Consider the following 20,879-nt stretch of genomic DNA (forward strand, 5'->3'; position numbering starts at 1 on the left):
GCCCTTTCGAGGAGATGTAGGAGTTGAGTCGAAAGGTACCTGCGGTGGTCGCCGTCGTCGTGGACGGGGTGGTCACCGGCAGTTACAGATACACCACGCTAGAGGACGTAACCCTCATCTGGCAGGGTCCACGCCACCAGACGTGAACCTCGCGCCCGAACAGCACAAGCCCCTTGACCAGCAGACCCGGGCGGTTCCGCGTTGCAAGGGCCCACGCAGCAGCGAGGAGGGCGACCGACGGGCCGCACCACGTGCACCACTTCCGGACACTAGCAACCCGACCGGACACCGGAACCCGCCCTCTTCAGAGCCGCTCACCCCGGTCGCTGCCCTGCTGCCGCAGCTACCAGTACGCAGGAGGGGCTTCATGTCTGCGGCAGGCACAAATCATGACTTTCGTGGCACAGAAACCCGGATTCGTGCCTGACGCAGACATGCTGCAATCTTGGGACCAGATCCACCCCGGAACCGCCCACATCCCGGCCCCCTCAAGAACCCTACCCACACAACAGAAAACCACCCGCCCCGTGCACGAAGCACAGGAGCGGGCGGTCAGCTCACCGGGGCCGGAACCCCGAAGACAGAGGCCGAATTACTCGGCGTTCTGGCCGGCCTTGAACGGGAAGCCGAGCTCGCGCAGGAGAGCGCGACCCTCGTCGTCGTTCGAGGCGGTGGTCACCACGGTGATGTTCATACCGCGGGGACGGTCGATGGAGTCGACGTCGATCTCGTAGAACATGGACTGCTCGGAGAGACCGAAGGTGTAGTTACCGTGGCCGTCGAACTGCTGGTCGGAGAGACCACGGAAGTCGCGGATTCGCGGCAGGGCCACGGTCAGCAGACGGTCCAGGAACTCCCACATGCGGTCGCCACGCAGGGTGACGCGGGCGCCGATGGGCATACCCTCGCGGAGCTTGAAGTTCGAGATGGCCTTCTTGGCGACGCGGATCTGCGGCTTCTGACCGGTGATGAGGGTCAGGTCCTTGATGGCACCGTTGATCAGCTTGGAGTCGCGGGCAGCCTCGCCGACACCCATGTTCACGACAACCTTGGTCACGCCCGGGATGAGCATGACGTTCTCGAAGGAGAACTCGGTGTTGAGCGTGTCGCGGATCTCGGACTTGTAGCGGGCCTTGAGGCGGGGAGTGTAGTTCTCGCTCATTAGATGTCCTTCCCGTTACGGCGCGAGACGCGGATCTTCTTGCCGTTCTCGTCGAAACGGTAGCCGACGCGGGTCGGGTTACCGTCGGCGTCCAGGACCATCACGTTGGAGACGTGGATGGGGGCTTCCTGGGTGACGATGCCCTCGGACTCGGCGCCACGCTCCGGAGCGGAGTTGACGACGTGCTTCTTGATGCGGTTGACACCCTCGACGAGGACCTTGTCGCGGGCCGGGTAGGCCTCGATGACGCGACCCTTGGCACCCTTGTCGGGGCCGGAGATGACGAGGACGTTGTCGCCCTTACGGATCTTCATGAGTTAGAGCACCTCCGGGGCGAGAGAAACGATGCGCATGAAGCGCTTGTCGCGCAGCTCGCGGGCAACCGGCCCGAAGATACGGGTACCGCGCGGGTCGGTGTTGTCGGCGCCCTTGATGAGGACGGCGGCGTTCTCGTCGAACTTGATGTAGGAGCCGTCCGGACGACGGGTCTCCTTCTTGGTGCGGACGACGACGGCCTTGACGATGTCGCCGGCCTTCACTGCGCCACCGGGGGTGGCTTCCTTGACGGTGCCGACGACGATGTCACCGATGCCGCCGGAACGTCGGGTGGATCCGCCGAGCACGCGGATGACCAGGATTTCCCGGGCACCGGTGTTGTCGGCGACCCGCAGACGTGATTCCTGCTGGATCACTGGAGTCTCCTTGTAGACCTAGTAGTTCTGTGTGCGTGTGGATTTCCGTCCCGCACGCACCGGTCTGTGCCTGTGTGCGGTCCGGTGGGCTTTGTCGCGTCCCGGAGGTCTCCGTCTCTTCCTGCAGCGGAAGGGTCGGACACAACGGGCCGCGCCCGTGGGACCACAGGCAACCGCCCAAGTATGCCACCGGCGGTGGCGGGGACCAAATATCGACCGGGAGGACACACAGGGCAGCAAAAGGACCCCATTCCGACCCAGTGGACCTGAGGCCTATGCCACATCTGCCGCAACAACCTTCACTTTCCCTCAACACCCGGCACACGCAGGATCTTTAGGCCCTTGACGCGCTGTTACCGCAGGGATCGTAAGTAATTGCCGACTACCCCCGTTTTCACCCCTTGTGACTCACATCACTGTAGTTTCCTGACGTGATCTGTCTGTAACATTCTGGGAAACGTCGCGTTAACGTGCCCTTCCCTGGGTTTCGCGACGTGCCCTTCCCTTTTGACGTAAAGGACATGTCACATGACCATCAAGAAGAGCCTGCTCGCAGTTGCCACCGCTTCCGCCGTTGCCGTCGCCGGTGCCGGTGTTGCCAGCGCCCAGGAGGACCTCCCCAAGACTGAGCTTTCCGCCGACGGCTCCCTCGACAATGTTGACCTGAGCGCCCAGGTCGGCGACGTCTTCGGCTCCGTCGTGACCGAAGAGGGTAAGGCGCCCACCTGGCAGCTCGGCGCAGCCATCGGCGCCCTCGGCGCCATCGTCTCTGCTGGTGGCGCTGTCGCCGGCTCCATCGTGCTCCTCCCGACGCTCGACGGTGCCATCAAGGACTTCCAGGCCTGGGCCGGCCAGTACGTCGGCTAATCGTCCTCCCGGACACCACGAAACCCCCGCGATACATCGCGGGGGTTTTCGCGTCTCTGTTACCGGAAGATGTCCCGTAGCGGACGTTTGCATGACGAGCTACTGCGATACATGAACCCCAGGTTACGCCGTCTTTCTGCGCCCACAGTGGTGAGTCGATTCTCGGCGCGACACACCCGGGAAACACCGCTAGATTCCTTCTCGTCCGGCGGATCCCCCGCCACCGGGAGCAACGGCACACGCCGCCCGGCCCAGTGACCAGAAGGATCACAGACATGACCATCAAGAAGAGCCTGCTCGCCGTCGCCACCGCCTCGGCCGTCGCCATCGCCGGAGCCGGCGTCGCCTCTGCCGACACTGGGGTTCCCGACACCCAGCTTTCCGCCACGGGATCCCTCGACAACTTCGACCTCGGCGAGCAGCTGGGCAACGCCTTCGGCTCCGTCGACGACAATGGCGACGCACAGCTCGGCCTCGCCTTCGGCGCTCTCGGCGCCATCGTCACCGCCGGCGCCGCGGTCACCGGATCCATCATGCTTCTCCCGAGCCTCGACGGCGCCATCAAGGACTTCCAGTCCTGGGCCTCCCAGTACATCCCCCAGTAGAACGCCCCGCTCCGCAGCGTCCGCAGCGCTCAGCCCCGACCCCACCCGGTCGGGGCTTTCTCTGCGCCTTGTTTCCCCCTGAGCGTTCCCCCACTGATGTTTTCACGATACTCATACCTCAACGTGGCTCACCTGCCGGTGAATACCCCGTGAACTGCACGTTCACCTGCCGCTTCAGAAGTGAGCAGGCGACCACCCGAACATGTCAGTCGGCGATCCACGCCCGGGTTCCTGCACTGAAGATGTGCTGATTGTCTTAAGTAAGAGCCTGTTCATTATTGTTTTCCCTGTTTCCTCACCTCAGACGCTTCAAGGAGAACACACGTCCATCAAGAAGTCCCTCATCACCGTCGGCACCGTTGCCGCCGTCACTGTCGCCGGTACCGGTGTCGCTGCTGCTGGCGAAGATACTCCAACGCCCGCCACCGCCAGCTCCGCCGAGCTGTCCGCCCACCGCGATGTCTTCGGCTCCATCGCCGGCGCCGACAACCTCGGCTCCTACGACGCTGACGGCCAGATCAACTACGAGAAGACCCTCGGTGCCCTGCTCTCCATCGCCGGTGGCGCCGCTTCCATCAAGGGCATCGCCGACGCCTACCAGGGCGTCGTCGACGACACCCTGGCCTTCCTGGCCTCCCAGGGCATCAAGTTCTAGGAACTCCTGAGTCCCACTCAGGAACAGCCCGGCGAACGCCCCGACCTGCATGGTCGGGGCTTTCGCCGTACCTGTCGGAGTCCGGCACATGCCGATCCGGGGGTGACTCCTCCACTCAGGGAGAGTGAATAGGTCGTATCTGTAGACAGCGTTCTCACAGTCGGTTACCGTGGAGCGCGGACCTCACATCCACACCTCTCCCAGGAGTTCTCCCATGACCATCAAGAAGACCCTCTTCACTGTCGGCACCGCTACGGCCGTCGCCATCGCCGGCACCGGCGTCGCCTCCGCACAGGAGACCGCCGAGACCCCCGATTCCTCCGCCCCCACCGCCGGCTCCGCTGAGCTCTCCAAGGAGCGCGACGTCTTCGGCTCCATCACCGGTGCCGACGTCCTCGGTTCCTGGACCGGCGACCAGCTCGACTACGGCAAGACCATCACAGCCCTCGCCAGCCTCGCCGCTGGCGCAGCCTCCGTCGCCGCCATCGCCGGTGCCTACAACGCCGTGATCGACGCCTCCGACGCCTACCAGGGTGTCATCGACAACACCGTCGGCTTCCTCGCCCAGCAGGGCATCACCCTGCCGAACTAAGGCAGCAGCCGCGTCCTCGTCGACGCACCCCACCCCACCGTTGAGGTCCACGGAAGAACGCCCCGGCTCAGACCGGGGCTTTTCCGTTGGACCCGGTGGACAACCCCTGACCCTCACGAACCGCAACAGAGGTACCCCATGAACATGAAGAAGTCTCTCCTCGCACTGAGCACCACCGCTGTCGTCGCGATCGGCGGTGCAGGCATCGCCGCCGCCGACGAGCCTGCCGGAGACACCCCCACCACCACCGGCTCCATCACGAACCTCCCCTCCGGGGACGCCGCCGGCAGCCTCGAGTCCGTCGCCGGCGCAGCCAAGAGCATCACCACCATCCTCAAGGCCGTCAACACCCTCATCGCGACCGGCGGCAATGTCGAGGGCGTCATCTCCGACACCCAGGACTTCCTGGGCGCCACCGGAAACTGACAGACCAACTGACCGCATCCGCTCCACGAGGTCCACGGATACGGGCGACCCCGGCCACCCGGCCGGGGTTTCGTTGTATCCGCCCCGTCGTTGCACCCGAAACACCACGTACGTAAGGTTAACCTGTCCTGCAGCCGACGAAAGGTCCCGACGCGCCCATGACCACCGGTACAACCACCGGGGCCGCCCACGGCACCCTACCCGGCATGCCCGGCACGAAAGCCGGACGCCACGGTGCCCCGTCAGCCACCGCGGCCCTGCGACGCAGACGACTGATCGGGCTCCTCGGCCTCACCGTCCTGCTGGTCATCGGGTTCGCCCTCAGCCTGGCCTTCGGCTCGCGCAACATCCCCCTGGGCGACCTCTGGGGCCTGCTCAAGCAGGTGCCCGGGGCCCTCGGCAGCGACAACATCGACAACACCGACCTCCAGGTCATCGTCGAGTACCGCTGGCCACGTACCCTCATCGGCATCATCGTCGGAGCCGGACTCGGCGTCGCCGGCGCTCTGATCCAGGGTCATACCCGTAACCCGCTGGCCGACCCCGGCATCCTCGGCATCGCCTCCGGTGCCGCGCTCGCCGTGGTCATCTCCTTTGCCCTGTTCAACGTGTCCGGCACCTGGGCCACCTCGCTCTGGGCCTTCGGTGGTGCATGTATCGCCACCGCCGTCGTCTTCGCCCTGGCGTCCGTCTCCGGCGGCAACGTGAACCCGATGACGCTCATTCTCGGCGGCGCGGCGATGAACGCCGTGCTCCAGGCGATCATCTCCGCTTTCGTGCTCACCGACTCGAACAACCTCGACCGGATGCGCTTCTGGACCGTCGGTTCCATCGCCGGACGCGACATGTCGATCTTCTGGACCGCGCTGCCCGTGGTCCTTGTCGGCCTGCTGCTCGCCTTCATGACCGGCCCGACGCTCAACCTGCTCAACCTCGGTGACGATGTCGCCACCGCCCTGGGTGTGAACACCGGTCGCGCCCGCGTCCTCGGGATGGTCATCATCGCCCTGCTCGCCGCCTCGTCCACCGCTGCCGCCGGCCCGATCAGCTTCCTCGGACTGGTGATCCCGCACCTCGTGCGTACCCTCACCGGCCCCGACTACCGGTGGATCCTCCCCTACTCCGCCCTCGGCGGCGCGGTCCTGCTGATCTACGCCGACATCCTCGGCCGCGTCATCACCCGCCCCGGCGAACTCGAGGTCGGCATCGTCCTCGCTTTCGTCGGCGCCCCGATCTTCATCTGGATGCTGACCCGACGCAAGGTGGTGGAACTGTGAGTGCCCCAGAGAACTCCCAGGTATCCTCCCAGTGCGACCTGCGTATCGAGCGCCAGCGTCGACGCGGTGTCTACCGCTACGTCTCGGGCACCAAGGTCGCCGGTCGGCCGGCGTTCCGTGTCGGTCCCGTCTCCACGGTGTGGCGTCCCCGCCACTTCTTCGCCACCATCGCCATGGTCGTGGTCCTGTTCGTCCTCGCCGCCGTCTCCCTCGGCCTCGGCGACTACCCGATCAGCCCGGTCCGCGTCGCCGAGATCCTCCTGACCAACGGCGGCTCCCGCATCGAACACCTCGTCATCTTCGACTGGCGGATGCCCAGGACGCTGACCGCCATCCTCGTCGGTTCCGCCCTCGGCATCTCCGGTGCGCTGACCCAGTCCGTGACCCGGAACCCGCTGGCCAGCCCCGACATCCTCGGCATCACCACCGGTGCGTCCGCCGCCGCGGTGACCGTCATCGTCCTCGGCGGCGGATCCACCGGCATCGTCGGTTGGCTCTCCGACGTCGGCATCCCCGTGGCGTCCCTCATCGGCGCATTCCTCACCGGTGCCGTGATCTGGCTGCTCGCCTACCGCCGTGGCGTGGACCCGTTCCGCCTGGTGCTGGCCGGTATCGTCATCTCCGCACTGCTCGCCGCCTTCATCAACTTCCTCATGACACGGGCGAACATCGACGACGCCGCGTCCGCCCAGATGTGGCTCGCCGGCTCGCTGAACTCCGCCGACTGGTCACGCGTACGGCCCGTGCTGCTGGTCGTGGTGCTGCTGACCCCGCTGTTCGTCTGGATCTCCTTCCAGCTCTTCGCCAACGTCCTCGGCCCCGACGTGGCCAAGGGGCTCGGCCAGAACGTCACGATCGTCCAGGCGCTGCTGCTGGTCCTGTCCGTCATCCTCGCCGCGATGGCCGTCGCCGCGGCCGGGCCCATCGGCTTCGTCGCCTTCGTCTCCCCGCAGATCGCCCGCCTGATCTGCGGACGCGACACCCCACCGATCATCGCGTCCGGACTGTTCGGTGCCACACTGCTGCTCGCCGCCGACATCATCACCCAGTCCTGGCTGCCCGTCGAACTGCCCGTCGGCCTGCTCACCTCCGCCGTGGGTGGACTGTTCCTCATCTACCTGCTCGTCAAGACCAACCGGAAGGTGACCACCTCATGACAACCACCGTCCATGACCACTCCATCTCGGTAGCCAACCTGCGCGTCGGTTACACCCCGGACCGGCCTGTCATCTCCGACCTGTCACTGAACATCCCCGGCGGGCAGGTCACCACCATCATCGGCCCCAACGGCTGCGGCAAGTCCACCCTGCTGCGCGCCATCGGACGCCTCATCCCCTCCCAGGGCGGCGAGGTCCACCTCGGCGACACCGACATCGGAAGCATGAAGCGCAGGGACATCGCCAAGACCATCGGCGTCCTGCCGCAGTCGCCCATCTCCCCGCCCGGGCTGATCGTCTCCGACCTGGTCTCACGGGGACGCCACCCCCACCAGTCGTGGATCCGTCAGTGGTCCTCCTCGGACGAGGAGGAGGTCAACGCCGCCCTGGAGATGACTGACGTCGCCGAGCTGGCCGACCGTTCCGTGGACTCCCTGTCCGGTGGTCAGCGCCAGCGCGTGTGGATCTCCATGGTGCTCGCCCAGCACACCGACGTACTCTTCCTCGATGAGCCGACGACCTACCTCGACCTCGCGCACTCCATCGAGGTGCTTGACCTGGTCAACCGGCTGCGCCGCGACCTCGACCGCACGGTGGTCATGGTGCTCCACGACCTCAACCTGGCGATCCGGTACACCGACAACCTCGTCGTCATGCGCGACGGCGACCTCATCGCGACGGGGAAGCCCGAGGAGATCATCACCTCGGAGCTGCTCAAGGATGTCTTCGAACTGGACGCCACCGTCATCGAGGACCCGGTGGTCGGCGGTCCGCTCATCGTGCCGAACGACCCCTACGACATCAAAGGCAAGAAGGTGCAGAACTAACCCATGACCACTCTCCCCGCGTCCGCCGTCACATCCACTGACCTGATCACCCACCCGAACCGGGACATCTCCGGGTCCGACCGACTGGTGCGCGTGACCGTCTCCGCGGTCTCCGCGGTCGCGCCGAACCTGCGACGGCTGACGCTGCGTGGCCCCGGCCTCGCGTCCCTGGAGCTCACCGGCCCGGACGAGTATTTCGGGCTGCTCATGCCGGCGCCGGGTCAGTCGGTGCCCGATCTGGAGGCGGACGGGTTGAACATCCGCGCCGCCGTCGCCGCGTTGGATGAGGAGGAGCGGCCGGGGCTGCGCTGGTACACGGTGCGGCACTTCCGGCAGGACGCAGGGACGGACGCCGTCTCTGGTGAGAAGGTCGGCGAGATCGACCTCGACGTGGTGATGCACGACGACCGCCCCGGGCCCGGTGCTCAGTGGGTGGCTGCGGCGTCCGTCGGTGATGAGGCCGCGATGTGGCTGTGCAACGCGATCTGGATCCGGCACGCGGAGCGTCCCCTGTTCGTGGCGGACGCCTCGGCGGTGCCTGCTTTGAGGGCGGTGCTGGAGTTCACCGAGGACCACCACCCCGATGACCTGGTGAAGTACCACGTCCGGGTGATCGCCCACTCCCCCGACGAGCTGGAACCGGGCCTGGCCGAGGAGTGGACCGAACGGGTCGGGTCGCTGACCATCCTCTATGTCGCGCCCGGGCTTGAGGCCGAGGCGATCTGTGATGCGCTGCGCCGTGACCGCGAGGCCGGGCATCCCGCTGCGTCCCCGGAGTACCTGTGGGCGTCCGGCGAGGCGGGGTTGACGAAGGCCGTCCGCAAGATGGCCGTCGATGAGTGGGATGTCGACCGGGATTTCGCCGACTGGGTGGCCTACTGGATCGAGGGCCGGCCACGGCCGTAGGTCGGCTGCCTCTCTTTCTCTCCTTGCGCCCGGTTGACCGCCCTGGGTCGGTCTCGCCGTCTGATTCCACCCCTGGACGGTCAATCCAGCGCACACCCCCGATGATCAGTGCCCCTCAAGCTCCCGCCAGTGGGTGGCCATCAACTCGTCGTCGATGACGGTACGCTTGCCCGCCAGCACACCGAGCACACCCATGAGTACCGCGGTACACACCAGGACGATGAGGATCCCGTCCCACGACCCGACCTGCTCATGCACCACACCCAGCACGAACGGCCCGAGCCCGGCGATGAAGTAGCCCAGCGGCTGGACGAAGCCGGATAGTCGTGCGGTCACCAGCGGCGTCCTCGACCGTGCCGGGATCAGGGCAATGGCCGTCGGGAAGCAGCAGCCGCCGATGCCCAGCAGCACCGCCCACAGCAGCGGCACCGTCGACGGCGCCTGCCACAGCCCCACATAACCCAGCCCCGTCAGCGCGGCGAAGACCGCAGGGAAAGGACGCAGGTCAGTCACCCGCGCGATGATGCCCGGCATGAGCAGTCCACCGACGATGTTCAGCGCACCGATCACGCTCAGCCCGATGGACGCGGTCGAAGAACTGACGCCGTTGTCCGTGTAGATCTTCGGCAGCCAGCCCATCTGGATGTAGGCGTTCATCGCCTGCAGCCCGAAGAACAGCATGAGGAACCGCGCGGTCGGCGACCGCCAGAGGGAGGTCTCGCGCAGTCGACGGGCGGTCTCAGCGTCCTCCGTCGTGGCGGACGCCGGCCCTGCACCAGGGATGTCGAGCCCGGTCCGCGGCACCACGAATGCCCAGACCAGGACCTGGGCCACGGCGAGGAAGACCCAGATGAACAGTGCCCATTTCCAGGCGCCCTCCCCGGAGAACCACATCGCCGAGAGCGGACCGAGCGCGCCGGACGCGCCGAGCCCGGCGGAGTAGAGCGTCATGAGGACGACGGCGTGGCGTCCACCGTGGCTCTTGATCCACGCCGGCAGCAGCACGTTGCCGAGCGCGATGCCGCCGACGACACATGCCGTGAGCACCAGAAAGACCGCGACATCACCGACCCACGGGCGGACCGCGAGGCCGAGGAGCGTCAGCAGCATCCCGCCGAACAGGGCGCGACTCAGGCCGATGCGCGTGGCCAGCGGGACGGCGGCGAGACCCATGATGCCGAAGAAGACGCCGGGCATCGCGGTGATCGCGCCGGCAAGCGAGCCGGACGCCCCGAACGCGTCGAGCACGTCATCGAGGACCGGGCCGAGCGACGCGATGCCGGTGCGCAGATTGAGCGCCGTGACCGTGACGGCGAGGAGGAGAAGAAGGAGAGAGAGGTTCTTGCGCACCCGCTCACCGTACCCGGACCCGGTGGAGGACGCCCCGCTGGCCGTCGCTGAAATTGTCGTCCGTGGCGATGAGGAGTTCGCCGGTGGCTCCGGGCTGCCGGCCCGGCGCCCACGCCATCGCCTCGGTATTGCCGACATCGCTGTGACCGATCAGCGCACCGAGGTCTGCGACCCGTTCCCTTATCAGGACGCCGGTTCCGGCGCCTCCCGTACCGGGGAGCGTGGTGCGCCAGATCATCACGGAGTTGCCTGCGCCCGGGGTGTAGCCGCGTTCGAGGACGAGGAGCCGGTTGCCGTCGGTGGGATCGGCGAGGATCTCGGAGATGCCGTTACCGGGCCAGTTGTAGGACGCCACGTCCTGATCCCCCTCGTAGACCGTGATGACCGGGTGGCCGTGGCCGGCTGGTGCGGCTTCGGTGGCGGTGATGATGCGCTGTTCGTCTGCTGTGCCTGTGCCGGTGTCGGTGACGGCGAGCCCTTCAAGTCCCTGGTTTCGCCGGATACCCGCTGCGACCGGGAGTGTTGCTGTGGCCCGTCCGTGCCGGTCAGCGACGGTGACGCCGGGTGTCCCTTCGGCCGTCCAGACGAGGCCGGCGTCCTCGCTCGTGTCGGTGTTTGCGCTGGTGAACCGGATGCTCTCCGGGTCGACGGCACCCGGCCGGTACGGGACGCCGCGATCATCGGTGAGCACGATCGGCTCCCCCACCTCGCCGGTCTCCGGGTCGAGGTCGTAGGCGCGGACCGGGCCGCGCTGCCCCGGGTCGTCGCTGATCGCGATGCAGCGGGGGTCGGTGCCGTCGGCGGTGCAGTCGATGCCCGAGATCCCACCCACCGGGACATGTGCGTAGATGCCGCTGCGGGTGGCGTCCGACGCCGTGATGTCCACCGTCCCGAGGTACTCGGCCTGAGGTGTCGGGCCGGTGGTGGCGTCCTGAGTGGCGTCCTGCGATGTCTCCTGAAATGGCGTGTCGCCGCGCAGCCCGACCACCTGCATCGCCCCACCCACGCCCGGCACCACCAGCAGAGACAGTGCGAGCCCCGCCGACACGGCGAGCCCGCACCCCGTCCGCCGCATCCGCCGCATCTGCCACCTCTGCCTCGCCGACCTCACCCACCCCAGACTACGGCGGCAGCATGTCTGCGGCACTCACAGAATCCTGATTCACCGGCACCGATGGCCATGTTTGTGAGTGCCGCAGACATGAAGCCCTGTAGATCCGCGCCGTTCCATTCAGGACGCGCCGATCCATGGCGCCCCACACAGACCGAGTGGTCTACTCATGGCCATGAGCACACCGAGCACACCACACACCCCGGACAACCAGAACGACACCCGTCAATCCCAGCACACGCCGACCGACGCACCCCGCAGCATCGCGATCATCGGTGCAGGTCTCGCCGGCACCGGAGCGGCACTCGCCCTGGCCCGCGCCGGCTACCGCGTCGACCTGTACTCCGATCGCACCCGCGACGCCCTGCGCGACGAGGTCCCCGCCACCGGCACCGCGATCCTCTTCGGCGCGTCCCGTACCGCCGATGCGCAGATCATCGACGACCTCTACGCCGACAATCCCGCAGCGCACTTCGCCGCCAGCGCCGCGGGCCTGGCCAACCCGGACAACCCGTCCGGTGTCGACAGCTTTCCCGCCCGCTACACCTACGAGGCCCAGTCGGTGGACGCCCGGCTGCGCGCCGACGACCGCCTCGCCGCCTTCCTCGACCTCACCGGAGACACTGCCGGGGACGCCACGGGCTCCGCCTTCCACGTCACCCGCGTCACCCCACCCGACCTCGACCGCATCGCCGCCGACCACGACCTCACCCTCGTCGCCACCGGCAAGGGCGGCCTGGCCGACGCCTTCACCACCGACCACGAGCGCACCCCCTACCCCGGCCCGCAGCGCCGCGTCCTCACCGTCACCGCCACCGGCCTGCCCTCCGACCACCTGTTCAGCGGACGCGCCGAGGTCCCCGGCGTCAACAACGCCCTGCTCTCACTGCATGAGGAAGGCGAGGTCTTCGTCGGCCCCTACCTCCACAAGGACGGCCTCGACGCCTGGGTCATCCTCGCCTGGGCCAGGCCCGGCACCGCCACCGAACAGGCCTTCTCCGAGGCCACCGACGCAGAGTCCTCGCTGCGCATCCTCCAGGACCTGCACCGCCGCGTCCTCCCCGATGTCGCCGACGACCTCGACCAGCTGCGTCCGATCGAGGCCGACCCGCACTCCTGGCTCGCCGGTGCCGTGACCCCGCGGGTGCGGCGTCCGGTCGGCTACACCGACGGCGGCAGTCTCGTCGCCGCCCTCGGGGACACCGCCATCGCCGTCGACCCGATCGCAGGGCAGGGCGCGCAGCTCGGCGACTTCCAGGTCGCCGCCCTCGTCGAGGGACTGACCGCCGCCGAGACCTCCGGACAACCGTGGGACGCCGACCTCCTCACCGACCTTTTCGAGGCTCACTGGGACAACCACGGTGCGGCCGGCGTCGCCGTGACCTCACTGTTCCTCGGCGACCCGTTGTACGCCGAGGTCGCCGGCGCCTTCTTCGGCAGCGCGGGCGCCGATCCCGCCTACGCCACCGCACTGTTCTCCCTCTTCTCCGAACCGGCCCCCGCCCTCACGCTGCGCACCGCGGAAGACGTCGCCGGGCTGGTGGCGTCCTTCAGTCAGAAGGTCACCGCATGACCCGGATCCGCTTCAACGCCTTCGACATGAACTGCGTGGTCCACCAGTCGCCGGGGTTGTGGCGGCACCCCGAGGACCACTCGCGTGACTACACGGACCTGCGCTACTGGACCGACCTGGCACAGCTGCTGGAGACCGGCTACTTCGACGGGCTCTTTCTCGCCGACGTCCTCGGCCTCTACGACCTCTACGGCGCCTCCCCGGACGCCGCCCTGCGCGCCGCCGCCCAGGTCCCCGTCAATGACCCGTTACCCCTGGTCAGCGCCATGGCGGCAGTGACGGACAACCTCGGCTTCGGACTGACCACCGGCACCGCCTTCGAGCACCCCTTCCCCTTCGCCCGCCGGATCAGCACGCTCGACCACCTCACCGACGGACGCCTCGGCTGGAACGTCGTCACCGGCTACCTGCCCTCGGCGGCGGAGAACACGCAGTCCCGTGGCCAGCTCGACACCTTCGAGCACGACGCCCGCTACGACCACGCCGACGAATACCTCGAGGTGCTCTACAAACTCTGGGAAGGCTCCTGGGATCAGGACGCCGTCCTCGCCGACCCCGTCTCCGGCGTCTACACGGACCCGGCGAAGGTCCGTCCGATCAACCACGCGGGGACGCACTACACGGTGCCCGGCATCCACGTCTCCGAACCGTCACCGCAGCGGACACCGGTGATCTTCCAGGCCGGGGCGTCCTCCCGCGGCAGCACCTTCGCCGCCGACCATGCCGAGGCGGTGTTCGTCGCCGCACCGACGAAGGAGGCGCTGGCGTCCACCGTCCGCACGCTCACCGCAAAGCTGGCGGACGCCGGGCGGTCGCGCGAGGACCTGGTCGTCTACGCCCTGCTCACCGTCATCACCGACGCCACGGAGGACGCCGCCCGCGCCAAGGCCGCGGAGTACCGCAGCTACATCGACCACGAGGGTGCGCTGACACTGATGTCCGGGTGGATGGGTGTCGACTTCTCCTCCTTCGACCTCGACGACCCGGTCGTCGGCATCGAGTCCAATGCGATCCAGTCCGCCGTCGCCGCCTTCCAGCGGTCGGCGGGCGAGGAGGGACGCGAGTGGACCGTGCGCGAACTCGCCGAGTTCGGCGGCATCGGAGGGCTCGGGCCGGTCGTCGTCGGCTCCGGCGAATCCGTCGCCGACCAGCTGGAGAACTGGGTGGAGGCCACCGGCGTCGACGGCTTCAACCTCGCCTACGCGGTGACGCCGGGGACCTTCCGCGACGTCATCGACCATGTCGTCCCGGTGCTCCAGGCCCGCGGCGAATACCCGACCACCTACGCCCCCGGCACGCTGCGCGAGAAGCTCTTCGCCGACCGCACCGGTGCCGGACCACTTGTCCCCCACAACCATTCCGCCGCCCGGTACCGCCCTGCGTCCACCGTGTCCGCCGCGTCCCAGCCCCTGACAGGAGCCACCTCATGACCACCTTCTCCCCCACCCCGACCGACGCCGACCTCACCGCCCGGTTCCGCCCCGTCCTCGACAGCATCGCCCACGGCGCGGTCGACCGTGACCGCAACCGCGAACTGCCCCGTGAGCAGATCCGACTGCTGCGGGACGCCGGCTTCACCGCCCTGCGCGTCCCCGTCGAACACGGCGGCCTCGGGGCGACCGTCCGCCAGACCTTCGCCCAGCTCACCGACCTCGCCGCAGCGGACCCGAACCTCACCCAGGCCCTGCGCGTCCACTTCTTCACGGTCGAGGGCTTCCTCGCCGGCGGGGACGCCGAAGGGTTGCGCCGTGCCGGGGAGGGGATCATCTACGGCAACGCGATCTCGGAGAAGGGCATCGGCGCCGTCGACCGCTACCAGACCCACCTGACGCCCACCGATGACGGGAACTACCAGCTCAACGGTACGAAGTACTACTCCACCGGAACGCTCTACGCCGATGTCATCAGCGTCGCCGCGGATCTCGACGGCCGTCGGGTGACGGTCCTCGTGGACGCCGACGCGCCCGGCGTCCACCAGTTCGACGACTGGGACGGCTTCGGCCAGCGCCTCACCGGGTCCGGGACGACCGTGTTCACCGGGGTGACGGTGGACGCCGAGGCCGTGACCGAGGGCGGCTACGGGGACGCAGGCCATGTCATCGACACCGCCTACCTGCAGTTGTTCCACCTCTCCGCCCTCGCCGGCATCGCCCGACGTGCCGCCGACGACGCCCGCGACAGGGTGGGGAACCGGGACCGGACGTTCAGCCATGCGCCTGCCGACCTGCCCCGGGAGGATCCGCTGGTGCAGGCGGTGCTCGGGCGGGTGTACTCGGCGGTCTCGGTCGCCCGGGCCTCGGCTCTGGCGGTGGCGGACGCGGTGGCAGCGTCCTTCGACTCCCCCGGCGACATCGCGCTGATCGACGCCGCGGAGCTGGCGTCCTCCGAGGCCCAGGTCGTGCTGGTCCCGCTGGTGCTGGACGCCGTGTCCGAGGCCTTCGAGACCGGTGGGGCGTCGGTGGCGTCCGAGAAGCTGGACCTCGACCGGCACTGGCGCAACGCCCGGACGCTGGGCGTGCACAATCCGGTGATCTACAAGCAGCAGGCGGTCGGTCGCTACCACCTGACCGGCGAGGGCCTGGCCTTCGCCTGGTCCGCCGGCGTGCGCCCCGCCGACTGAGGCTGGCATCCCGCAGGCCCCATGCGCCCCATTAGCCCCTTCAACCCTTCCGTCCTACACGCCCCACCCGGCCTTTCCGTCTCGGCGTCGCACGGGTCCCTCACGGCTCAACCGCTCCAGTGACCTCTCCTGTCCCACCGAAGCAGTGCAGCATGTCTGCGGCACTCACAGATCCCGACTTCGGCGCCACTGAATCATGGTTCTGTGAGTGCCGCAGACATGAAGCCCTCCAGCCTCCCGGCGTCGGCGATCCTCACAACCGCGAGGACGGCTTCAACAACGCATGCCAGTACTGCGCCGGGCCGTCCAGGAACAGGAACTCCTTCAGCGTGCGCTTCCGACGCGTCCGCGGATGACGCAGGTTGTAGCGCACCGTATCCACGACCATCCCGACCATATGCTCCGGGAGCCACCGCACCGTGTCACCGGTGAAACGCAGCAGCTCCCACCCGGCGCGCACGGCGGTGTTGCCCTTCCACCGGTCCAGCTCGAACGTGCGCTCGGCCGACTCTCTGCCGCTCGGGCCGTGAAACGCGAAACTGTCGATCTCGATCAGCAGATCAGCTTCCTCGATGACGATGTCGAACCGGTATCCGGCGACGACCTCGTTGACCTTCACCGTGACGTCGATACCGTCGAGTCCTTCGAGAATGTACTTCACCGCCTTCAGCTCCAGCTTGCTCGCCGTGCCGGTGACCAGGCCGTCGAGCAGGTCCGTGGCGTCCTTCCTGATCCGGGGCGGAAGTGCGACGAGATCCTCGGCAAGCACCTCATTGCCCTTCGCTCCGGAATACCGGCCGGTGAGAAAGGTCCGCAGCTTCTTTCTGTCCCAGCCGACGGCGAGAAGTCCGACGGCGGTCTCGATCGGCGAGGTGACGGACACGTCGTTGACGACCACCGGGCGCCGCGTCCGCTCCGCCGTGAGGGTGAGGAGTTCCCCGCCGTCCCGACTTCCTTTCCGGTCGACGCGACCGCTCGCCGGCCAGGTCATCCCACCGAGCCCGTAGACGTGGGCCGCTGTCACGCCGGTATAGACGACGCCCCGGTGGTGCCGTCGGCTCAACTCCCGCAGCCGCAGCAGGTCAGTAGGCGGCTCCGTGCTGTAGATGCCCGGAATGACCCGGTGGATCTTCCCCTCGGCGACCGCCGCCGCAATCTGCGACGAGTGCTTACCCGACTTCTGCAGGTCAGCGGTTGTCCAGAGCCGTGACCGCTTCTTCTTCTGCGACCGGCCGATCTTCGGCTCCTGCGCCACATTTCCCCCGTTGTCCGGTGTGAGACCCCCTGCCTCGACAGTTTCAGGTTAGCAACCGGAAAGCATCTGCGGGTCACTTCCGCAAAGATGAGCTGAAGAATGTCCGCGCCGATCCCCCACCCGACCACGCCCCACATATGCAGCATGTCTGCGGCACTCACATATCCGGATCTGAGTGCCACTAAGTTCCGATTTTGTGAGTGCCGCAGACATGAAGCCCCAGCGCAGTGAGGACACAGGGAGGACGCCGAGAGGACTCAGCGAGGACGCAGCGAGCCCCCGGACCCTTCCATTCAGGGGTTCTGGTATTCGTGGCGTCCAATCCAGACCGAGTGGTCTACTCGTGGGCATGACAGCACCGACCTCAGCAGCAGCCCACTCGACCACCGACCGCACCACCACCCGCACCACCACCACTTCGACCACCACCAAGACCACCACCACACCGCTCTCCCCCACCGAGCTCCGCTCCGCGTGGGCGTCCATCCCGACCCCGATCACCACACTCGCCGCCGTCGTCGACGACAAGCCCATCGGCCTCATCGTCGGCTCCTACGTCGGCCTCTCCCTGGAACCCGCCCTCGTCGCGGTCAGCGTCCAGAAGTCCTCCCGCTCCTGGCCGCTGCTGCGCACCGCCGACCACCTCGGCATCTCCGTCCTCACCGCCGACCACGCCTCACTCGTCCGCCAGCTCGCCGGACCGATCGACGAACGGTTCGACGGCATCTCCTGGGACAACGACCGCAACGCGGTCCTCGTCGAGGACGCCGCGGTCCATCTCACCGGCCACATCATCAACGAACTCGACACCGGCGACCACGTCACCGCCGTCCTCGAGGTCGATCGTGTCGCCCAGCACGCCCCGTCCGCCGCACCGCTGGTCTTCCACGGTTCGCAGGTCACCACGATCGGAGAGCTGTAGTGTCCACCGCGCGGATCGCCGACGACCTGCAGTTCGCCTACTGGGTCCCGAACGTCTCCGGTGGCCTCGTCGTCTCGGACATCAAGCAGACCACCGACTGGGGTATCGACTACAACCGCCGCCTGGCGCAGACCGCCGAGCAGGTCGGCTTCGACTACGCCCTGTCCCAGGTCCGTTACCTCGGCTCCTACGGTGCCGAGTCCCAGCACGAGTCCGTCAGCTTCTCCCTCGCCCTGCTCGAGGCCACCGAGAAACTCAAGGTCATCGCCGCCGTCCACCCCGGCTTCTGGCAGCCCGCCGTCCTCGCCAACCTCGCCACGACCGCCAGTGAACTCTACGACGGACGCTTCGCCCTCAACGTCGTCTCCGGCTGGTTGAAGGACGAGTTCCAGAAGTTCGGCGAACCCTGGCTGGAGCATGACGAACGCTACCGCCGCTCCGGCGAGTTCCTGCAGGTCCTCCGCGCGATCTTCGCCGGCGACCACGCCGAGTTCAACGGTGACTTCTACCGACTGCACGACTACTCCATCAGCCCGCACCCGACCGTCGCCCCCGAGCTCTTCCAGGGCGGCAACTCGTCGGCCGCACAGTTCAACGGCGGACACTTCGCCGACTGGTACTTCCTCAACGGTGCCCCGGTCGACGAACTGAAGCTCCAGATCGACCAGGTCCGCCGCCATGCCGAGGAGGCCGGACGCGAGGTGAAGATCGGCGTCAACGGCTTCGTCATCCTCGAGGACACCGAGGAGCAGGCCCATGACAGGCTCCGGGACATCATCTCGCAGGCCAACCAGGACGCGGTCGAGGGCTTCGCCGCGTCCGTGAAGCAGGCCGGCCAGTCCACTGCCGACGGCAAGGGGATGTGGGCGAACTCCTCCCTGGAAGACCTCGTGCAGTACAACGACGGTTTCCGCACCGGGCTCATCGGCACTGCCGACCAGATCAGCGAGCGGATCGAGGAGCTGCGGAGCATCGGCGCCGACCTCGTGCTCACCGGACACCTCAATTTCCAGGAGGAGGTCGAGCGCTTCGGCACCGAGGTCATCGCACCGCTGCGGGCCCGGACCAGCAGTCACGTCCCGACTCACGCATGACCGCGGTACTCACCGGTCCCGCCACCGCCGCCCGTGCGGTGGCCGCCGTCGTCTCCGGGGATGCCGCCGATCACACAGGCCGTGCACACCGGATCAAGGACGCCGTCACCGCACTGAAACCCTCAGGTCTGCTCGCCGCCACCGTCCCGGCGCGTCTCGGTGGCCCGGAACTCCCGCCGTCACAGATCGCGGACGCCCTGCGGATCCTCGCCACCGCCGACGGGTCCCTCGCGCAGATCCCGCAGTCGCACTTCACCTTCAGCCGCTGGCTCTTCGCCGGCGACCACCCCGGATACGAGGAGTACTGGGCCGAGCGCCTACTCACCGGCGCGTTGATCGCCAACGCCCAGGCTGAGCGGGACCCGGTCACGCTCCACCACAAGGCACTGAACGGCACCAAGATCTTCTGTACCGGCTCCCCCTTCGCCGATGTCCTGGCGGTCACCGCGCGTCGCCCCGGCGACGACCGCCAGACCGTCGCCGCGTTCCTCGACGCAGGCTCCCCCGGCATCCGTGTCCACGATGACTGGGACGCCCTCGGTCAACGCTTCACCGGTTCCGGGACGGTCACGTTGGAGGACGCCGCGGTCCCCGACCACCGCGTCCACACCTTTGACCGCGCGCTCGCACTTCCCGGCTACGGGGCGTTCGCGCAGCTGCTGCACACGGCGATCGACGTGGGTATCGCCGCGTCCGCCCTGGACAGTGGACTCGTCGCCACCACCTCGACCGATGACCTCACCGCGCAGCTCGCCGGCGAACTCACCGCGCAACGCTTCGCCGCCGAGGCGGTCCTGGAGAAGGCCGGCCGGGCGCTCGACGCCCTGTGGTCGCGACCCGACCCGACCGACGCCGACCGGGCGGACGCCGCCCTGCAGGTCGCCGCCGCGAAAGTCACCACGGGTGCACTGACGGTCGATGTGGCGTCCCGCATCTTCGAACTCACCGGCACCCGCGGCACGGCGGCCCACGGCGACGACGGCCTCGACCGGCACTGGCGTGACCTGCGCACGCATACTCTCCATGAACGACGCCGCGACAAGGCCGCGGTCCTGGGCCGTGCCGCGCTCACGGGCGAAGCACCGGAGCTCGGGCCGCAGCTGTGAGCGCCGCGGACGCCGGTCACCGCGTCGCGGCGTCCTCCCCGTAGAGGAACAGGCGCACCCGCCGGTCAGGGCGCTGCTGCCGCTCACCCCGGTCGATCCACCCCTCACGGCGCAGCACCGCATGGACCCGCCCGTTGCGGTGGTCCGGCTCGCCGACCACGACCCGGCATTCCGGATCGGCGTCCAGCAGCGCAGGCGGCAGGGCACCGAGCATGGGCCCGACGATCCTCTGACCGACGAGCTCAGGGTCACCGACCGCGATGTGCAGACCGAGGTCGTGCGGCTCCGACGCGTAGACCGCACCGATCTCGTCGCGGTGGGGCCGGTAGATCTCCATGTAGCCGATATCCTCACCACGCAGCGAGAGGATCAGGGGCACGGAGTAGGTCGTGGCGAGCTTCGCGCGCCAGTCTTCGGCCCAGCGCTCGGGTCCCCAGGGCTGTTCCCAGGTCTCGACGAGGTGCGGACGCGACATCCACTCGGCGACGAGGGCGGCGTCCGCCGAATCGGGCGAGGGTGAGGCGACACGGAGGGCGAAATCAGCGAATCCCCCGGTCAGGACGGGCACCGGGGGCTGGGAGGGAAGTACTGAGGTGGCGGGAAGATCGGTCCGCAGACGTGACAGGATCGGTGAGGGAGCGCCTGGCATGGAGAGTTCCTTAGGGGTGAGGGGACAGGATGA

22 protein-coding genes are annotated in these 20,879 nt (G+C 67.9%); 15 read left to right on the forward strand and 7 right to left on the reverse strand.

The features are described 5' to 3' along the window. Window positions 1–592 precede the first annotated feature (592 nt). The 3 genes from rplE to rplN are packed head-to-tail and all read right to left on the reverse strand — an operon-like array spanning window position 593 to window position 1,854. Window positions 593–1,162 carry a 50S ribosomal protein L5 gene (gene rplE, locus CVA01_RS08340; RefSeq protein ID WP_014010868.1) on the reverse strand — a complete coding sequence of 190 codons (570 nt, stop codon included), beginning with the start codon at window positions 1,160–1,162 and terminating at the stop codon, window positions 593–595. Next, window positions 1,162–1,476 (reverse strand): 50S ribosomal protein L24, encoded by a 315-nt coding sequence (rplX, locus tag CVA01_RS08345; protein ID WP_014010869.1) that lies wholly within the window; start codon window positions 1,474–1,476, stop codon window positions 1,162–1,164. Before rplX ends, rplE begins: the two co-directional genes overlap by 1 nt. Before the next feature lie 3 nt (window positions 1,477–1,479). Then, window positions 1,480–1,854, reverse strand: coding sequence for a 50S ribosomal protein L14 (gene rplN / locus CVA01_RS08350; RefSeq protein WP_014010870.1), 375 nt, complete (start codon window positions 1,852–1,854; stop codon window positions 1,480–1,482). A 528-nt stretch (window positions 1,855–2,382) separates the two neighbouring features. Between rplN and CVA01_RS08355 the strand changes: the two genes are divergently transcribed. The 9 genes from CVA01_RS08355 to CVA01_RS08395 all read left to right on the forward strand — a co-directional run bounded on the left by CVA01_RS08355 (window position 2,383) and on the right by CVA01_RS08395 (window position 9,166). Continuing rightward, window positions 2,383–2,721, forward strand: a complete 339-nt coding sequence (locus CVA01_RS08355; RefSeq protein WP_014010871.1) for a hypothetical protein — start codon at window positions 2,383–2,385, stop codon at window positions 2,719–2,721. Window positions 2,722–2,996: 275 nt separating this feature from the next. Then, a complete protein-coding gene (locus CVA01_RS08360) occupies window positions 2,997–3,326 on the forward strand; it encodes a hypothetical protein (RefSeq protein ID WP_141330015.1) in 330 nt (109 codons plus the stop codon). Between the two features lie 244 nt (window positions 3,327–3,570). Further along, window positions 3,571–3,981 carry a hypothetical protein gene (locus tag CVA01_RS08365; protein ID WP_244938222.1) on the forward strand — a complete coding sequence of 137 codons (411 nt, stop codon included), beginning with the start codon at window positions 3,571–3,573 and terminating at the stop codon, window positions 3,979–3,981. Between the two features lie 214 nt (window positions 3,982–4,195). Next, the gene (locus tag CVA01_RS14920) at window positions 4,196–4,573 is read left to right on the forward strand and encodes a hypothetical protein (RefSeq protein ID WP_170209735.1); all 378 of its coding nucleotides are present in this window, start codon (window positions 4,196–4,198) and stop codon (window positions 4,571–4,573) included. 144 nt (window positions 4,574–4,717) lie between these two features. Further along, entirely contained in the window at window positions 4,718–4,999 is a 282-nt protein-coding gene (locus CVA01_RS08375) for a hypothetical protein (RefSeq protein ID WP_141330017.1), read from the forward strand. Window positions 5,000–5,157: 158 nt separating this feature from the next. Next, window positions 5,158–6,276, forward strand: a complete 1,119-nt coding sequence (locus CVA01_RS08380; RefSeq protein ID WP_373862668.1) for a FecCD family ABC transporter permease — start codon at window positions 5,158–5,160, stop codon at window positions 6,274–6,276. 44 nt (window positions 6,277–6,320) lie between these two features. Further along, window positions 6,321–7,433, forward strand: coding sequence for a FecCD family ABC transporter permease (locus CVA01_RS08385; protein ID WP_052302620.1), 1,113 nt, complete (start codon window positions 6,321–6,323; stop codon window positions 7,431–7,433). Beyond that, window positions 7,430–8,260: an ABC transporter ATP-binding protein gene (locus CVA01_RS08390; RefSeq protein WP_141330019.1), complete on the forward strand. Its 831-nt coding sequence runs from the start codon at window positions 7,430–7,432 to the stop codon at window positions 8,258–8,260. The genes CVA01_RS08385 and CVA01_RS08390 overlap by 4 nt, the downstream gene beginning before the upstream one ends. A gap of 3 nt (window positions 8,261–8,263) precedes the next feature. Then, window positions 8,264–9,166 carry a siderophore-interacting protein gene (locus tag CVA01_RS08395; RefSeq protein ID WP_141330021.1) on the forward strand — a complete coding sequence of 301 codons (903 nt, stop codon included), beginning with the start codon at window positions 8,264–8,266 and terminating at the stop codon, window positions 9,164–9,166. Window positions 9,167–9,271: 105 nt separating this feature from the next. Here CVA01_RS08395 and CVA01_RS08400 read toward each other — a convergent pair whose 3' ends face one another. Together CVA01_RS08400 and CVA01_RS08405 are read right to left on the reverse strand one after the other, a co-directional pair. After that, window positions 9,272–10,516 carry an MFS transporter gene (locus CVA01_RS08400; protein WP_141330023.1) on the reverse strand — a complete coding sequence of 415 codons (1,245 nt, stop codon included), beginning with the start codon at window positions 10,514–10,516 and terminating at the stop codon, window positions 9,272–9,274. A gap of 4 nt (window positions 10,517–10,520) precedes the next feature. Continuing rightward, the gene (locus tag CVA01_RS08405; protein ID WP_170209736.1) at window positions 10,521–11,591 is read right to left on the reverse strand and encodes an esterase-like activity of phytase family protein; all 1,071 of its coding nucleotides are present in this window, start codon (window positions 11,589–11,591) and stop codon (window positions 10,521–10,523) included. A gap of 211 nt (window positions 11,592–11,802) precedes the next feature. On the opposite strand from CVA01_RS08405, the gene CVA01_RS08410 reads away from it, so the two are divergent. From CVA01_RS08410 to CVA01_RS08420, 3 genes are read left to right on the forward strand one after another with little or no spacing between them, the layout of a single operon-like run. Further along, on the forward strand, window positions 11,803–13,200 hold the full coding sequence (locus tag CVA01_RS08410) for a styrene monooxygenase/indole monooxygenase family protein (protein WP_141330027.1): 1,398 nt from the start codon (window positions 11,803–11,805) through the stop codon (window positions 13,198–13,200). Beyond that, window positions 13,197–14,630 carry an LLM class flavin-dependent oxidoreductase gene (locus tag CVA01_RS08415; protein ID WP_244938223.1) on the forward strand — a complete coding sequence of 478 codons (1,434 nt, stop codon included), beginning with the start codon at window positions 13,197–13,199 and terminating at the stop codon, window positions 14,628–14,630. The genes CVA01_RS08410 and CVA01_RS08415 overlap by 4 nt, the downstream gene beginning before the upstream one ends. Then, entirely contained in the window at window positions 14,627–15,820 is a 1,194-nt protein-coding gene (locus CVA01_RS08420) for an acyl-CoA dehydrogenase family protein (RefSeq protein WP_141330030.1), read from the forward strand. The genes CVA01_RS08415 and CVA01_RS08420 overlap by 4 nt, the downstream gene beginning before the upstream one ends. A gap of 253 nt (window positions 15,821–16,073) precedes the next feature. On the opposite strand, the gene CVA01_RS08425 is transcribed toward CVA01_RS08420, so the two are convergent. Then, window positions 16,074–17,075 carry a type IV toxin-antitoxin system AbiEi family antitoxin domain-containing protein gene (locus tag CVA01_RS08425; RefSeq protein WP_141330032.1) on the reverse strand — a complete coding sequence of 334 codons (1,002 nt, stop codon included), beginning with the start codon at window positions 17,073–17,075 and terminating at the stop codon, window positions 16,074–16,076. Between the two features lie 349 nt (window positions 17,076–17,424). Between CVA01_RS08425 and CVA01_RS08430 the strand changes: the two genes are divergently transcribed. The 3 genes from CVA01_RS08430 to CVA01_RS08440 are packed head-to-tail and all read left to right on the forward strand — an operon-like array spanning window position 17,425 to window position 20,197. After that, on the forward strand, window positions 17,425–17,997 hold the full coding sequence (locus tag CVA01_RS08430; protein WP_141330034.1) for a flavin reductase family protein: 573 nt from the start codon (window positions 17,425–17,427) through the stop codon (window positions 17,995–17,997). Beyond that, a complete protein-coding gene (sfnG, locus tag CVA01_RS08435) occupies window positions 17,997–19,091 on the forward strand; it encodes a dimethylsulfone monooxygenase SfnG (RefSeq protein ID WP_141330036.1) in 1,095 nt (364 codons plus the stop codon). Before CVA01_RS08430 ends, sfnG begins: the two co-directional genes overlap by 1 nt. Beyond that, on the forward strand, window positions 19,088–20,197 hold the full coding sequence (locus tag CVA01_RS08440) for an acyl-CoA dehydrogenase family protein (protein ID WP_141330038.1): 1,110 nt from the start codon (window positions 19,088–19,090) through the stop codon (window positions 20,195–20,197). The genes sfnG and CVA01_RS08440 overlap by 4 nt, the downstream gene beginning before the upstream one ends. Window positions 20,198–20,213: 16 nt before the next feature. Here the strand turns inward: CVA01_RS08440 and CVA01_RS08445 are convergent, their stop codons facing one another. Next, complete coding sequence (locus CVA01_RS08445) at window positions 20,214–20,846, reverse strand: GNAT family N-acetyltransferase (protein ID WP_244938224.1); 633 nt, start codon at window positions 20,844–20,846, stop codon at window positions 20,214–20,216. Window positions 20,847–20,879: the final 33 nt, after the last annotated feature.

Source organism: Corynebacterium variabile, assembly GCF_006539825.1.
GTDB lineage: Bacteria > Actinomycetota > Actinomycetes > Mycobacteriales > Mycobacteriaceae > Corynebacterium > Corynebacterium variabile.

Bases quoted from the DNA above. Each gene is read 5' to 3' on its own strand.
- rplE (WP_014010868.1), bottom strand. From the start codon at position 1,162: ATGAGCGAGAACTACACTCCCCGCCTCAAGGCCCGCTACAAGTCCGAG.
- rplX (WP_014010869.1), bottom strand. From the start codon at position 1,476: ATGAAGATCCGTAAGGGCGACAACGTCCTCGTCATCTCCGGCCCCGAC.
- CVA01_RS08355 (WP_014010871.1), top strand. From the start codon at position 2,383: ATGACCATCAAGAAGAGCCTGCTCGCAGTTGCCACCGCTTCCGCCGTT.
- CVA01_RS08360 (WP_141330015.1), top strand. From the start codon at position 2,997: ATGACCATCAAGAAGAGCCTGCTCGCCGTCGCCACCGCCTCGGCCGTC.
- CVA01_RS14920 (WP_170209735.1), top strand. From the start codon at position 4,196: ATGACCATCAAGAAGACCCTCTTCACTGTCGGCACCGCTACGGCCGTC.
- CVA01_RS08375 (WP_141330017.1), top strand. From the start codon at position 4,718: ATGAAGAAGTCTCTCCTCGCACTGAGCACCACCGCTGTCGTCGCGATC.
- CVA01_RS08380 (WP_373862668.1), top strand. From the start codon at position 5,158: ATGACCACCGGTACAACCACCGGGGCCGCCCACGGCACCCTACCCGGC.
- CVA01_RS08390 (WP_141330019.1), top strand. From the start codon at position 7,430: ATGACAACCACCGTCCATGACCACTCCATCTCGGTAGCCAACCTGCGC.
- CVA01_RS08395 (WP_141330021.1), top strand. From the start codon at position 8,264: ATGACCACTCTCCCCGCGTCCGCCGTCACATCCACTGACCTGATCACC.
- CVA01_RS08405 (WP_170209736.1), bottom strand. From the start codon at position 11,591: ATGCGGCGGACGGGGTGCGGGCTCGCCGTGTCGGCGGGGCTCGCACTG.
- CVA01_RS08410 (WP_141330027.1), top strand. From the start codon at position 11,803: ATGAGCACACCGAGCACACCACACACCCCGGACAACCAGAACGACACC.
- CVA01_RS08415 (WP_244938223.1), top strand. From the start codon at position 13,197: ATGACCCGGATCCGCTTCAACGCCTTCGACATGAACTGCGTGGTCCAC.
- CVA01_RS08420 (WP_141330030.1), top strand. From the start codon at position 14,627: ATGACCACCTTCTCCCCCACCCCGACCGACGCCGACCTCACCGCCCGG.
- CVA01_RS08430 (WP_141330034.1), top strand. From the start codon at position 17,425: ATGACAGCACCGACCTCAGCAGCAGCCCACTCGACCACCGACCGCACC.
- CVA01_RS08440 (WP_141330038.1), top strand. From the start codon at position 19,088: ATGACCGCGGTACTCACCGGTCCCGCCACCGCCGCCCGTGCGGTGGCC.
- CVA01_RS08445 (WP_244938224.1), bottom strand. From the start codon at position 20,846: ATGCCAGGCGCTCCCTCACCGATCCTGTCACGTCTGCGGACCGATCTT.